The organism is Streptomyces sp. NPDC048001 (assembly GCF_043203115.1).
Lineage (GTDB): Bacteria > Actinomycetota > Actinomycetes > Streptomycetales > Streptomycetaceae > Streptomyces > Streptomyces sanyensis.
Genome location: NZ_JBIDBN010000004.1, coordinates 146,273 through 159,848 on the forward strand (window position 1 = coordinate 146,273; position 13,576 = coordinate 159,848).

11 protein-coding genes and 1 tRNA gene are annotated in these 13,576 nt (G+C 74.3%); 3 read left to right on the top strand and 9 right to left on the bottom strand.

Annotation, left to right across the window (positions count from 1 at the left end):
* Positions 1 to 48: 48 nt before the first annotated feature.
* Genes ACGF15_RS09205 through pgsA form a run of 3 tightly spaced genes read right to left on the bottom strand, consistent with a single transcriptional unit; the run spans position 49 to position 2,776 of the window.
* Positions 49 to 1,212 (bottom strand): glycosyltransferase family 4 protein, encoded by a 1,164-nt coding sequence (locus tag ACGF15_RS09205; RefSeq protein ID WP_345616165.1) that lies wholly within the window; start codon positions 1,210 to 1,212, stop codon positions 49 to 51.
* Positions 1,209 to 2,108 carry a phosphatidylinositol mannoside acyltransferase gene (locus ACGF15_RS09210; protein WP_345616166.1) on the bottom strand — a complete coding sequence of 300 codons (900 nt, stop codon included), beginning with the start codon at positions 2,106 to 2,108 and terminating at the stop codon, positions 1,209 to 1,211. Before ACGF15_RS09210 ends, ACGF15_RS09205 begins: the two co-directional genes overlap by 4 nt.
* Complete coding sequence (gene pgsA / locus ACGF15_RS09215) at positions 2,108 to 2,776, bottom strand: phosphatidylinositol phosphate synthase (protein WP_345616167.1); 669 nt, start codon at positions 2,774 to 2,776, stop codon at positions 2,108 to 2,110. Before pgsA ends, ACGF15_RS09210 begins: the two co-directional genes overlap by 1 nt.
* A 289-nt stretch (positions 2,777 to 3,065) precedes the next feature.
* Here pgsA and ACGF15_RS09220 point away from each other — a divergent pair, with 289 nt between their 5' ends.
* Both ACGF15_RS09220 and ACGF15_RS09225 read left to right on the top strand, forming a co-directional pair.
* Entirely contained in the window at positions 3,066 to 5,267 is a 2,202-nt protein-coding gene (locus ACGF15_RS09220) for an elongation factor G-like protein EF-G2 (protein ID WP_392797474.1), read from the top strand.
* Between the two features lie 179 nt (positions 5,268 to 5,446).
* Positions 5,447 to 7,111: a hypothetical protein gene (locus ACGF15_RS09225; RefSeq protein WP_345616169.1), complete on the top strand. Its 1,665-nt coding sequence runs from the start codon at positions 5,447 to 5,449 to the stop codon at positions 7,109 to 7,111.
* A 93-nt stretch (positions 7,112 to 7,204) separates the two neighbouring features.
* On the opposite strand, the gene ACGF15_RS09230 is transcribed toward ACGF15_RS09225, so the two are convergent.
* The 4 genes from ACGF15_RS09230 to ACGF15_RS09245 all read right to left on the bottom strand — a co-directional run bounded on the left by ACGF15_RS09230 (position 7,205) and on the right by ACGF15_RS09245 (position 11,875).
* A complete protein-coding gene (locus ACGF15_RS09230; RefSeq protein ID WP_345616170.1) occupies positions 7,205 to 7,762 on the bottom strand; it encodes an HIT domain-containing protein in 558 nt (185 codons plus the stop codon).
* Positions 7,763 to 7,873: 111 nt separating this feature from the next.
* Entirely contained in the window at positions 7,874 to 9,850 is a 1,977-nt protein-coding gene (gene thrS, locus ACGF15_RS09235) for a threonine--tRNA ligase (RefSeq protein WP_392797477.1), read from the bottom strand.
* 199 nt (positions 9,851 to 10,049) lie between these two features.
* Complete coding sequence (locus tag ACGF15_RS09240) at positions 10,050 to 11,309, bottom strand: hypothetical protein (protein WP_345616172.1); 1,260 nt, start codon at positions 11,307 to 11,309, stop codon at positions 10,050 to 10,052.
* Positions 11,309 to 11,875: a DUF4365 domain-containing protein gene (locus ACGF15_RS09245; RefSeq protein WP_360652260.1), complete on the bottom strand. Its 567-nt coding sequence runs from the start codon at positions 11,873 to 11,875 to the stop codon at positions 11,309 to 11,311. Before ACGF15_RS09245 ends, ACGF15_RS09240 begins: the two co-directional genes overlap by 1 nt.
* Positions 11,876 to 11,996: 121 nt before the next feature.
* Here ACGF15_RS09245 and ACGF15_RS09250 point away from each other — a divergent pair, with 121 nt between their 5' ends.
* On the top strand, positions 11,997 to 12,725 hold the full coding sequence (locus tag ACGF15_RS09250; protein ID WP_345616174.1) for a 3'-5' exonuclease: 729 nt from the start codon (positions 11,997 to 11,999) through the stop codon (positions 12,723 to 12,725).
* A gap of 58 nt (positions 12,726 to 12,783) precedes the next feature.
* Here ACGF15_RS09250 and ACGF15_RS09255 read toward each other — a convergent pair.
* Positions 12,784 to 12,855 (bottom strand) — tRNA-Val (locus ACGF15_RS09255).
* Positions 12,856 to 12,894: 39 nt separating this feature from the next.
* Positions 12,895 to 13,341 carry an SRPBCC family protein gene (locus ACGF15_RS09260; RefSeq protein ID WP_362609793.1) on the bottom strand — a complete coding sequence of 149 codons (447 nt, stop codon included), beginning with the start codon at positions 13,339 to 13,341 and terminating at the stop codon, positions 12,895 to 12,897.
* Positions 13,342 to 13,576: the final 235 nt, after the last annotated feature.

Consider the following 13,576-nt stretch of genomic DNA (forward strand, 5'->3'; position numbering starts at 1 on the left):
GGCGGGCCCCGGCCGCGGGCGGCCGGGGCCCAGTCGCGCGGGCGGGGCTCAGTCGCGGGCGGCCAGGCCGAAGCGGGCACGCAGCCCGGTGCGTTCGTCGGCGGCGACGGAGGCGGCGCCGTCGGTGACCGTCTCGTACACGGCCAGGATGTCCGCCCCCACGGTCGACCAGTCGAAGCGGCGCACATGCGCGCTGCCGCGCGCCCGCAGCTCCGCCCGGCGGGCGGGGTCCCGCAGCAGCCGCACCGCGGCGGCGGCCAGCGCGGAGGCGTCCTCGTTGGCGAAGAGCTCCCCCGCCCCGCCCTGGTCCAGCACCTGGGCGAAGGCGTCCAGGTCGGAGGCGAGCACCGGGGCGCCCGCGGACATCGCCTCCACCAGGATGATCCCGAAGCTCTCGCCCCCGGTGTTGGGGGCGACGTAGACGTCGACGCTGCGCAGCAGCCGCGCCTTGTCCTCGTCGCTGACCATGCCCAGGAACTCGACCCGGGAGCGCATCGCGGCGGGCAGCGAGGCGACCGCCTCCTCCTCGTCCCCGCGCCCGGCGACCAGGAGACGGGCCTCGGGGCAGGCGTCCAGGATCTCCGGCAGGGCCTTCATCAGGACGGGCAGGCCCTTGCGGGGCTCGTCGATCCGGCCGATGAAGCCGAGGGTGGCGCCCTGCCACTCCGGGCGCGGCTCGGCCTTCTCGAAGAAGCCGACGTCCACCCCGTTGGGGATGACCACGGCATCGCCGCCCAGGTGCTCCACCAGGGTGCGCCGGGCGTACTCGCTCACCGCGATCCGGGCGCTGATCTTCTCCAGCGCGGGCTGGAGGATCGGATAGGCGGCGATCATGGCCCGGGAGCGCGGGTTGGACGTGTGGAAGGTGGCCACGATGGGCCCCTGCGCCGCCCAGCAGGACAGCAGGCCGAGCGAGGGCGAGGCGGGCTCGTGGATGTGGATGACGTCGAAGGTCCCCTCGTGGAGCCAGCGCCGCACCCGCGCCGCGGAGAGGAAGCCGAAGTTCAGCCGGGCCACGGAGCCGTTGTACGGGACCGGCACCGCCCGCCCGGCGGAGACCACGTAGGGCGGCAGCGGGGTGTCGTCGTCGGCCGGGGCCAGCACCGAGACGTCGTGGCCGAGGCGGATGAGGTGGTCGGCCAGGTCACGGATGTGGAACTGGACGCCGCCGGGGACGTCCCAGGAGTAGGGGCAGACGATGCCGATCTTCACGCGGGGCGCTCCTCGAGGTCCGCCAGCCAGAGCCGCTGGAGCATGTGCCAGTCCTCCGGGTGCTCGGCGATGCCGCCCGCGAAGACGTCCGCGAGGGCCTGGGTCATGGCGGCGGTCCGCTCGGCCCGGGTGCCCGACGCGGGCACCTCGACCGCGGGGTGGACGCGGCCCTGTATCACGGGCGTCCCGTCGTACCAGAGGGTGACCGGGAGCAGCAGGGCCCCGGTCTGCTGGGCGAGCAGGGCGGGCCCGGCGGGCATCCGGGCGGTGGCGCCGAAGAAGTCCACCTCGACGCCGGAGGAGGACAGGTCACGGTCGGCGACCAGGCAGACCAGGCCCCCGTCGCGCAGCCGCCGGGCCAGGGTGCCGAAGGCGGAGCCCCCCGTGTGCGGGAGCACCTCCATGCCGAGGCTCTCCCGGTAGGCCACGAAGCGGTCGTAGAGGCTGTCGGGCTTCAGGCGCTCGGCGACGGTGGTGAAGGGGACGCCGAGGGCGCGGGTCACCCAGACCCCGGCGACGTCCCAGTTGGCCAGGTGGGGCAGGGCCAGGATCACGCCCCGGCCCGAGGCGAGTCCGTCGGTGAGGTGGTGGACGTCCTTGGGGTCGAAGCTGCTGCGGGCCCGCTCCTCGTCCCAGGCGGGCAGCCGGAAGGACTCCATCCAGTAGCGCATGTAGGAGCGCATCCCGGCGCGCGAGAGCTCGGCGAGACGCTCGGGCGAGGCGTCCGGGACCACCCGGGCGAGGTTGGACTCCAGCCGCAGCACGCCCTTGCCGCGCCGCTTCCAGACGGTGTCGGCGATGCGGCGGCCCAGCCGGGCGGCGACGGGCTCGGGAAGCTTCTTGACGGCGCTCCAGCCCAGTTGGTAGAGGCCGTCGGTCAGGCGGTCGCGCAGCATCAGGCCTCCGCTCCGTCCCGGTGGGCGGGGCCCTCCGCGGCCTCCGCCTCGGCGGACTCCCGGCGGACGGTGACCACGCGCTGGGCGAGGGTGACCAGGCTGCCCAGGGCGACCACCCACAGGGCGACGGGCAGCAGCACGTCGATGCCCGGCACCCCGAAGGCGTGCAGTCCGGCGAGGCCGGCGGCGACCAGCGAGATCACCAGGCGCTCGGCGCGCTCCACCAGGCCGTTGACCGCGACCGGCAGGCCGATCGACTCCCCGCGGGCCTTGGTGTAGGAGACGACCTGGCCGCTGGCGAGGCAGAAGATGGCCACGGCGCACATCAGGTCGTTGTCGCCCGTGCCCGCGTACCAGAGCGCGAACCCGCCGAAGATCGCCCCGTCGGCCACGCGGTCGAGGGTCGAGTCGAGGAAGGCCCCCCAGCGGCTGGAGGTCCCGGCCTGGCGGGCCATGTTGCCGTCGACCAGGTCCGAGAAGACGAACAGCGTGATGACGATGGTGCCCCAGAAGAACTCGCCCCGGGGGAAGAAGACCAGGGCCCCCGCCACCACGCCGGCCGTGCCGACGAGGGTGACCGCGTCGGGACTCACCCCGCGGCGGAGGAGGAACGCGGCGAAGGGTGTGAGGACACGCGTGAAGAATGCACGCGCGTACTTGTTCAGCATGGTCTTCCCGAGGTCCGGTATGCCGTGTGGCCCCTACGGCCACCGGGTGGACCATCGTAGTCACGCCCCGGGCGGCCCGGTGGCGGGACCCGGGCGGCCGCGGCCCCGGTCCCGCGGACGGGCCCGGACCGGGAGCCCCGGGCGCGACCGATGGACGCGGCACGGCGGGGGTGGAAAGCTCGAAGGGACGACCGCGGGCACCGCCGGGACCGCCGCGGACCCACGCCCCGGGCAAGGGCCCCGGCCTCCCGCACCCTGCTCGGCGTGCGACGGATCGGGAGGCACGATCATGGGCGACAAGTCGCGGACACACACCGGGGCCGCCGGAAGGGCACCGGCGGCCGACCACCCCGCGTCGGTGCGCAACGTGGTGCTGGTCGGCCACAGCGGTTCCGGCAAGACGACGCTGGTCGAGGCCCTGGCGCTGACCGCGGGGGCGGTCGGCCGGGCGGGCCGGGTCGAGGACGGGGCCAGCGTCTCCGACCACGATCCGATCGAGCACCGGCAGGGGCGCTCGGTGCAGCTCTCCCTCGTTCCCGTGGAGTGGGAGGGCGTCAAGGTGAACCTGCTGGACACCCCGGGGTACGCCGACTTCGTCGGCGAGCTGAGGGCGGGCCTGAGGGCGGCGGACGCCGCCCTCTTCGTCGTCTCGGCCGCCCAGGAGGCGGACGCCGTCGACGCCGCGACCCGGGCGGTGTGGGAGGAGTGCGCCGCCGTCGGCATGCCGCGGGCGATCGTGGTCACGCACCTGGAGACGGCCCGCACCGGTTTCGAGGAGCTGACCGGCGTCTGCGCGCGGCTGTTCGGCGGGGACGACCCGGACGCCGTGCTGCCGCTCCACCTGCCCCGCCACGGGCCGCGGAACCCGGACGGCCACAGCCCGGTCACCGGCCTTCTGGGGCTGCTCACCCGGCAGGAGCTGGACTACTCCTCGGGGGAGCGCCGCGAGCGCGAGCCGGACGAGGCGCTCGCGGCGCTGATCGAGCCGGCCCGCGGCCGGCTGATCGAGGGGATCATCGCGGAGAGCGAGGACGAGACCCTGATGGACCGGTACCTCGGGGGCGAGCCGGTCGACACGGACACGCTCGTCGGCGATCTGGAGAAGGCCGTCGCACGGGGGACCTTCCACCCCGTGCTGGCCGCCGCTCCCCCGGCGGAGGGCGCCCGCCAGGGGCTCGGGACGGTGGAGCTGCTGGAGCTGGTCACCCGCGGCTTCCCCACACCGCTGGAGCGTCCGGTGCCGCCGGTGACCGCACCGGACGGCTCGGCGCGGCGCCGGCTGGACTGCGACCCCGGGGGGCCGCTGGCGGCGGAGGTCGTCAAGACCTCCTCCGACCCCTATGTGGGGCGGATCTCGCTGGTGCGGGTCTTCTCGGGGACGCTGCGCCCGGACGACACGGTGCACGTCTCCGGGCACGGCCTCGCCGACCGGGGCCACGAGGACCACGACGTGGACGAGCGGGTCGGCGCGCTCACCTCGCCGCTGGGCCGGCAGCAGCGGCCGGTGCCGCACGCGGTGGCGGGCGACCTGGCGTGTGTGGCGAAGCTGTCCCGGGCGGAGACGGGCGACACCCTCTCGGCCAGGGACGCCCCCCTGCTGATGGAGGCGTGGGCGATGCCGGACCCGCTGCTGCCGCTGGCGGTGCGGGCCCACAGCAAGACGGACGAGGACCGGCTCTCGCAGGGGCTGGCCAGGCTGTCGGCCGAGGACCCCACCCTGCGGCTGGAGCAGAACCCGCACACCGGCCAGGTCGTGCTCTGGTGCATGGGCGAGGCGCATGCGGAGGTGGCGCTGGAGCGTCTGCGCGAGCGCTACGGGGTGCAGGTCGACGTCGTGCCGCACCGGGTGGCGCTGCGCGAGACCTTCGGACGCGGCTCCTCGGGCCGGGGGCGCCATGTGAAGCAGTCCGGCGGCCACGGGCAGTTCGCCGTCTGCGAGATCGACGTCGAGCCGCTGCCCGCCGGCTCGGGCCTCGAGTTCGTGGACAAGGTGGTGGGCGGCGCGGTTCCCCGGCAGTTCGTGTCCTCGGTGGAGAAGGGGGTGCGGGCGCAGGCGGCGCGGGGGGTGCTGGCCGGGCATCCCCTGGTGGACGTCAGGGTCACGCTGCGCGACGGCAAGGCGCACTCGGTGGACTCCTCCGACGCGGCCTTCCAGACGGCGGGGGCGCTGGCGCTGAGGGAGGCCTCGGCCGAGGCGTCCGTCGAACTGCTGGAGCCGGTGGCCGAGGTGCGGGTGGTGGTGACGGACGACTGCGTCGGGGCGGTGCTCAGCGACCTCTCGGGCCGCCGCGGCCGGGTGGTGGGAACCGAACAGGAGGACGGCGCCCGCACGGTGGTCCGGGCGGAGGTGCCCGAGATGGAGATCGGCCGGTACGCGGTCGACCTGCGCTCGCTCTCGCACGGCACCGGCAGCTTCAGCCGGTCCTACCTGCGCCACGAGCCGATGCCCCGGCAGGTCGCGGACCGGGTGCGCGCGGAGGCGGCGGGCTGAGAGCGCCTCGGCGGCGGCCCCGCCCGCGGAGGGCCCGTCCGGGGGTGCGCCGTGCCGCCCCGGCGCGCCCCCCGCTGTGCACTGACGCGCCGGTGCTGCCCCCGATACGCTGAGGTGCCCAGCTCACCAGGTGTGCGGGGCGCGGCAGTTGGGAACAGGCCGCTGGGAGGCGTGCGGCGATGGGGGCGGCAGTGACAGACGGATTCGATTTCACACCCGGTGCCCAGGTCCCGCTCATGGGGACGGCCGGCCAGACGGCGGCCACCCATGCGCTGGCCTCCGCGGCCTATCGGGACAGCCCGGTGGAGGACATCCTCAAGGCGAACAGCGAGTGGCACTCCTCGGACGTGAAGAAGGGCAGGTTCTCGCTCTTCGAGCCCAACCTGGGCGAGGCGTTCTCGCGCGCGGTGCAGAACCGGATGCTCGGCGGCGGCCGCGGCGCGCTGATCCAGTCCTTCGGCATGGACCCCCAGGTGGTCGTCGAGCACTGCCTGGCCGCGAACCGCATCCGCCGCGAACGGGACGCCAGGCTGACGGTGATCACCCTGCTGTGCGGGGTGCTGTTCCTGCCGGGGCTGCTGCTGTGGATGGGCGTCTTCCAGCTCCGCCGCACGATCGCCGGCGGGCAGAACAAGCGGGCGGGGGCCATGGGCACCGCGCTGCTGGTGGGGCTGGGCGCACTGGCGGTGATCCTGCTGTGGCGGCTGCCGTTCACCGGGTTCTGGGGGTACTACCTGCGCGGCATGATCGTGGCCCCCGTGCTGGGCTGGGTGCTGGCCCGGCGGATCTGCGAGGCCGGGGCCAAGGACATGCGCGAGCGGTGGAGCAGCCTGCTCTCCGGAGGGGGCCTCGGCGCGAAGGTCCCCGAGGCGGTGCCCGGCAACCCCAACGACGCGGCGCGCGAGCAGCTGCGCCAGGGCCTGCACAAGCTCACCGCCGAGCAGCACTCCAACGTGGTCTTCTACGCCGGGCCCAAGGGGATACTCGGCATGGGCACCCGGTGGGGCAGCTGGCAGATGGCCGAGGAGCTGGTCTCACGGGAACCGGGCAAGGAGATCAACCAGTTCCGCAGCTGGGACGTGGTCCGCGCGATCCACGACCGGCTCAAGCTGCTGGAGCGCGGCCCGCTGAACTCCGGCGGTTTCCCGACGCCGTCCGTCAAGCACTGGGTCGTCTCCCCCGTCGGTGAGAACGCGGGCGCGGTCTCCCGCCCCGAGGGCCAGGAGGTGGAGGCGTACCAGGTCAAGGGCCACGAGATCCAGCGGATCTGCAACCACCAGCAGTTCGGCGGCGGAAACCGCCACTACCTCGGGGTGCAGTTCACCCTGTGGGACGGGCAGCTGGTGATCACTATGATGATCACGGTGACGGTGCTCCACGAGACGCTGCGGGTCGAGGTCACCGGCCATGCGCTGGGCCCGGTCCACTCGCTGTTCACCAGCAAGCCCGAGCCGAAGACGGTGACGGTGAGCAAGACGGTGCGCTTCTGGGAGACGGTGGACCGCACGCTGCCCCTGGTCGACGCCAAGGAGGTCGTGCGGCTGGCCGTGCGGGCCCCCCTCACCTGGTATCCGCCGCTGCTGGACTACCTGGGCGGCAAGCTGGTGCTCCCGGAGCCCTTCGGCCTGCGCCACGCCTGGGCGGACCAGCCGTGGCGGCACCGCTTCATGGCCGACGACGCGCTGCGCGCCGCGACCCCGGTCCTGCGCACGGCGCACGCGGCCGCACTGAAGGTGCTGGAGGAGAACGGCGTGGACACCGAGCGCTTCGGCAGCCGCTCGCTGCTGGTCGGCGGCGCCGTCCAGGACCCGTCGCCCGGCAAGGCGGACGTCTACGACGCCTGAGCGCCGCCGCCCCGGGGACCGCCCCGGCCGGGCCCCGGCCGGCGGCCCCGCGCGGCGGCCGGGTCGGCCGCGGGCTCGGGCGGGCGGCCGGGCTCAGGCGGGCCAGGCGTCGGCGAGCATCCGCCGGGTGTCCCCGAGCAGCTGCGGCAGCACCTTGGTCGCACCGATCACCGGCATGAAGTTGGTGTCGCCGCCCCACCGGGGGACGATGTGCTGGTGCAGATGGGCGGCGATCCCGGCACCGGCGGCGGCGCCCTGGTTGATGCCGATGTTGAAGCCGTGGGCCCCCGAGGCGGAGCGCAGTGCGGTCATCGCCTCCTTGGTCAGCCTGGCGAGCTCCACCGTCTCGGCGTCGTCCAGCTCGGTGTAGTCGGCGACGTGCCGGTAGGGGACGACCATCAGGTGGCCGCCGTTGTACGGGTAGAGGTTGAGCACCGCGTAGACGCTCTCGCCCCGCGCGACGACCAGCCCGTCCTCGTCGGACTTGGACGGGATGAGACAGAACGGGCAGCCGTCGCCGGACCCGGGGCCGGTGGGCTTGTTCTCGCCCTGGATGTACGCCATGCGGTGAGGCGTCCACAGGCGCTGGAACGCGTCAGGCGTCCCCACTCCGATCTGCTGCTCCGGCTCAGTCGTCATGCGGGCCAGCATATTCGCCGCCGGTGGGGCCGCGGAGCGAGGGCGGCCCCCACCGCCGGGAGGCGCCCTCGTGCGCCTCCCGGGGACCGGAGCGGCCGGGCCCGGCCCCCGGGGACCGGCGCCTCAGACCTGGACGCGGCGCTCCACCACGTCGGCCAGCTTGGCGAGGGCCTCCTCGCGCGGGATGCCGTTCTCCTGGGAGCCGTCGCGGTAGCGGAAGGAGACGGTGCCGGCGTTCATGTCCTCGTCGCCGACGATCACCATGAAGGGGACCTTGGTCTTCTGGTGGTTGCGGATCTTCTTCTGCATCCGGTCCGAGGAGGCGTCGACGTCGACGCGCAGGCCCTTGCGGCGGGCGTCGGCGGCGAACTCCTGGAGGTACTCCACATGGGAGTCGCCGATCGGGATGCCGACCGCCTGGACCGGCGCCAGCCACGGCGGCATGGCCCCCGCGTAGTGCTCCAGCAGCACGGCGAAGAAGCGCTCGATCGACCCGAACAGGGCGCGGTGGATCATGACGGGGCGCTGCTTGGTGCCGTCCGGGCCGGTGTACTCCAGGCCGAAGCGCTCGGGGAGGTTGAAGTCCAGCTGCACCGTCGACATCTGCCAGGTCCGGCCGATGGCGTCCCTGGCCTGCACGGAGATCTTCGGCCCGTAGAACGCGGCCCCTCCCGGGTCGGCGACGAGCTCCAGACCCTGCTTCTCGGCCACCTGCCGCAGGGTCTCGGTCGCCTCCTCCCAGACCTCGTCGGAGCCGACGAACTTCTCCGGGTCCTTGGTGGACAGCTCCAGGTAGAAGTCGTCGAGACCGTAGTCGCGCAGCAGGTTGAGCACGAAGGTCAGGGTGCGGTCGAGCTCCTCCGCCATCTGCTCCTTGGTGCAGTAGATGTGGGCGTCGTCCTGGGTGAAGCCGCGGGCGCGGGTCAGACCGTGCACCACTCCGGACTTCTCGTACCGGTAGACCGTCCCGAACTCGAAGAGCCGCAGGGGCAGTTCGCGGTAGGAGCGGCCCCGGGCGTCGAAGACCAGGTTGTGCATCGGGCAGTTCATGGGCTTGAGGTAGTAGTCCACGCCCTCGTCGAGCTGCATGGGGGGGTACATGCCCTCGGCGTACCAGTCGAGGTGCCCGGAGACCTCGAACAGCTTCCCCTTGGTGGCGTGGGGGGTGTAGACGAACTCGTACCCCTCCTCCTCGTGGCGCCTGCGGGAGTAGTCCTCCATGACCCGGCGGATGATGCCGCCCCTGGGGTGGAAGACGGCGAGGCCGGAGCCGATCTCCTCGGGGATGGAGAAGAGGTCGAGCTCGCTGCCGAGCTTGCGGTGGTCGCGCTTCTCCGCCTCGGCGAGGAAGTCCAGGTGGGCCTTCAGCTCGTCCTTGGAGGGCCAGGCGGTGCCGTAGATGCGCTGGAGCATCGGGTTCTTCTCGCTGCCGCGCCAGTAGGCGGCGGCGTTGCGCATCAGCTTGAACGCCGGGATGGCGCGGGTGCTGGGCAGGTGGGGACCGCGGCACAGGTCCTTCCAGCACAGCTCGCCGGTCTTGGCGTCGAGGTTGTCGTAGATGGTCAGCTCGCCCGCGCCCACCTCGACGTCCGCGCCGTCGTCGGAGGAGGCCGAGCCCTTGAGGCCGATCAGCTCCAGCTTGTAGGGCTCCCCCGCGAGCTCCTCGCGGGCCGCCTCGTCGCTGACGACCCGGCGGGAGAAGCGCTGGCCGCGCTTCTGGATCTCCTGCATCTTCTTCTCGACGGCCTTGAGGTCCTCGGGGGTGAAGGGCCGGTCCACGTCGAAGTCGTAGTAGAAGCCGTCCTTGACCGGCGGGCCGATGCCCAGCTTGGCCTCGGGGAAGAGTTCCTGCACGGCCTGGGCCATGACGTGCGCGGTGGAGTGCCGCAGGATGTCCAGGCCGTCCGGGGAGGAGATCTCGACCGGCTCGACCTGCTCGCCGTCCCGCACCGCGTAGGCGAGGTCCTTCAGCTCGCCCGCGACACGGGCGGCGACCACGGTGCGCTCGCCGGCGAACAGCTCGGCGGCCGTAGTGCCCGGCGTCACCACGCGCTCTTCCCGCTCGGAATCGCGTTGGATGATCACACGGACGTCTGACACCGGTCTCTCCTGACTGAAGGTGGGTGTGCGGCCGGGTACGGCACGCGCACCAGGAATCGTACCGATCCCGGGGGGCCGCCCGCGAAACGGTTCTCGGGCCGCGGGGCGCCCGGACCGGGCACCGGGCCTGCCGGGCCGGCGCGCGGGACCCGGCGCACGGGCGGCGCGCGGGACCCGGCGCACGGGCGGCGCGCACGGCTCAGGGGCGGGGGCGCTCCTCCTCGCCGTCGCCGCCCTCCTCGCAGCAGTCCGGGCTCTCGTGGAGGGACTTCATCAGCCGGTCGCGCTCGGCCTCGTCCAGGGGCACGGGGACGAGCCCTTCCGCGCCCGCGAGGTTCCGGAAGCCGCCCCGGCTCTCCAGGCGCCCCGCCACCCGCACCGGGAGCCCGTCGAGGTGGGCGTGCCCGGCGGTGCGGTAGGCCTCCTCGTCGAGCGCCACCCGCACCCGGCCGACCTCGGCCCCGGACAGGACCCGCAGCCGCACCGTCCCCGGGCCCCGGGGGCCGCTCCGGCGCATCCGCACCACCGTGCCGGTGAGCACCACGGGGACGGACGGCTCCGCCCGGAGGTAGCGCGCACCCGCCTCGCGCAGGGCGGCCAGGTCCCCGGCCGAGAACTCCACGGGGCCCGTACGCACCCCGCAGCCCCGGGGCACCCCGGCGGCGGGCGACCAGTCCAGGGCGACGCGCGCCCCCTCCGAGCCGCGGACCAGGGCGATCACGGACTCGGTCAGCTCCCGGCTGACGCCCGCGCGGACGGCCGTGTCGAAGGCGTCCATGCCGCCCGCGGCGCGGCGGTAGTCGATCGCCTCCCGGGTGGCGTGCAGGGCGTGGCAGAGGCGCACGGCGACGGCCCGCCCCGTGCGGACCGGGACGAAGGCGGTCAGTTCCCGCCCTCCGGGGGCCGGGCCGACCAGCACCCCGGAGAGCGCCGCCCGCGCCTGCCGTCTGCGCCGGGCCCCGTGGTATCCGGAGCGGGCCCGCACGGCGAGCGCCCCGGCCGTCAGCATCTGCCCCACCGCGGCGCGCAGTTGCTCCTGGGCGGCCCACGAGGACACCCCCGAGGGCCCCTCGGGGACCGCACGCCACCAGCGGATCTCGTCGCTGGGCACGGCGAGGGCGACGAGCACCTCGCGCGCGGAGGGTAGCGGGCTCCGGCCGAGCGCGGTCAGTGCCTCGGCGAGCAGTTCCTCGCTGTCGGGGTACGCCCGGTCCTGCGGCAGCAGCAGGCTGGGGCCTGCCGCCGCGGCGGGCCCGGGGGGCGTCCAGCGGCCGTAGCGGCCGGGGGCGCCGCCGCGGCGCCGCCAGCCGTGCCGGTCGAGCAGGGCCCCGAGGACGGCCGGGTCGACCTGCGCCGGGTCCGGTTCGGGGGCGCCGTCCCAGGGGGCGGGCAGGCCCACCGGGTGGGGGCGGGGCGGCGGGGCACCGTCGCCGGTCCCGTCGTCGAAGGGCCGGTGCATCAGGGCCTCCCTCCCGCGCCGACGCGGGTCATGATCTCGCACAGGGCCCGGTCGTCGAAGATCCGGGCGGTGGGGACGCGCACCGTGGTGCGCCGGCTGCCCGTCACCGGATGGCCGGCGAGGTTGGTCCAGTAGCAGCAGTGGCGCAGGTCGAGGCGGTCGTGCCCGGCACGCAGCCAGTCCTCCCGGTCCCTGGGGACGATCATCACGACGAGGATCTTGTGGACGGCCACCGGGGTGCGGGCGAGCTTCGCCAGGTGGTCGTTGTCGAGGGTGAAGGAGAACGACGGCCCGGGCGGCCGGGGTGCCAGCTGGTACGTGGCCTTCAACTGCACCTTGATGGTGACCTCGTCGTCCACGGCGTGCCCGGGCGATCCGTGGCTGACGTGCCAGTCGATCCCGTTGTCCGGGAACGGCTGGGACAGCGAGCACCCGGCGGCGGCCGCGACGGCGTGCAGATAGCCCACCTGGAGGGTCTCCATGCAGGCGGTGGTGGCCAGTGAACCGCGCACCGGTGCGGACCGCTGGGCCGGCGGCCCTCCCGGCTCGGGCTGGGCGAGCGCCATGGCAATTCCTCTCCCCGTCACCTGTGTTGTCACCGCCCGGCGTACGGCGCAAACGGTCCGGGTATCACCGCTTCGGGCAGGAGTTGTCGCCATCTGCCAGGCGCGTGCGAGGAGTTCGGGGATGACGTACTGGTTCGACGGCCCGCTGGCCGCATTTGACACGGAGACGACCGGAGTGGACGTCGAGGAGGACCGGATCGTTTCGGCCGCCGTCGTCGTCCAGGACACGCCCGGGGGGCGGCCGCGCACCACGCGCTGGCTGGTCGACCCCGGGGTGCCCGTGCCCCCCGCGGCCACCGCGGTGCACGGGCTGACGGAGGACCACCTCCACCGGAACGGCCGCTGGCCGTCCCCCGTGATGGAGGAGATAGCGCGGCTGCTGGCCGAGCAGTGCGCGGCCGCCCGGCCGCTGGTGGTCATGAACGCACCCTTCGACCTGACGCTGCTGGACCGGGAGTTGCGCCGGCACCGGGCCTCGTCGCTGACCCGCTATCTGGAGAACGCGCCGCTGTGCGTGCTCGACCCCCGGGTCCTCGACAAGCACCTGGACCGCTACCGCAAGGGGCGGCGCACCCTGACCGATCTGTGCGCCCACTACGAGGTGGAACTCGGCGCCGCACACGACGCGGCGGCGGACGCCCTGGCCTCGCTGGAGGTGGTCAGGGCGGTGGGCCGGCGGTTCGCCGCACGGCTGGAGCGCCTGTCGGCGGCGGAACTGCACACCCTGCAGGCCGTGTGGCACGCGGCCCAGGCCCGGGGGCTCCAGGCGTGGTTCGCCCGCAGCGGCCAGCCCGAGCCGGTCGACCCGGCCTGGCCCCTGCGCCCGGAACTGCCCGCGGCGGCCGCCTGAGCGCCGCGGCCGGGAACGCGCGAGGCCGGTCCGTCTGCGACGGACCGGCCTGCTGCCGTGGGCGATACTGGGATCGAACCAGTGACCTCTTCGGTGTGAACGAAGCGCTCTCCCGCTGAGCTAATCGCCCGGGAACGGACTGAACAATACAGTGCGCCGCGCCCCAGGTTCAAACCGCCGCCAGCCGGGCGGCCAGCCCCCTGCGCCCGGCGCGCATCATCAGGGCGTGGTTGGCGCGGAACAGCGGGCGGCACGGTACCGCCAGCCGCCGCATCAGGGGCCTGCGCACCTCGACCTCCTGCTCGTACACGGCCCGGGTGCCCCCGCCGTGCGGCAGGAGCGTCCAGCGCGACCAGCCGTCGAGGTCGCCCTCCAGCGCGGCCTCCAGCACACCCGCACCCCGGTCCTGCCGCCGCGCCCGCACCGTGACCACCAGGTCGTAGGGGAGCAGCGAGCGGAAGGTGACCCTGGCTGACGACCCGTCGACCGGGACGACCTCGCGCACCTGCGGCCACCACCGGGGATAGTCCTCTCCCCGTTCGAGGACGCGGTGGACGGCGTCCGGGGGAGCGGGCAGGTCCCAGACGCAGCGGAAGCGGTAGCGGCACCAGTCCATGCCCCCAGTCTGCGCCGCCCCGGGCCGCACCGGCACCGGGCGCCCGGCACGCCGGTCCCGGACCGGCCCCACCTCGCGGGAGAGGCCGGGGGACGACCGGGTCCCTCCGGCGCCCTGCCCCCCGCCTCGGCCAGGGGCGCCGAGAGGGCACCCCGGTCGCCGCCGCCCCGGGTACTCACGCGCACCTGAGTATCCGGCCCCATGCCCCGCACCGTGACCGGCACCACACTGCCGC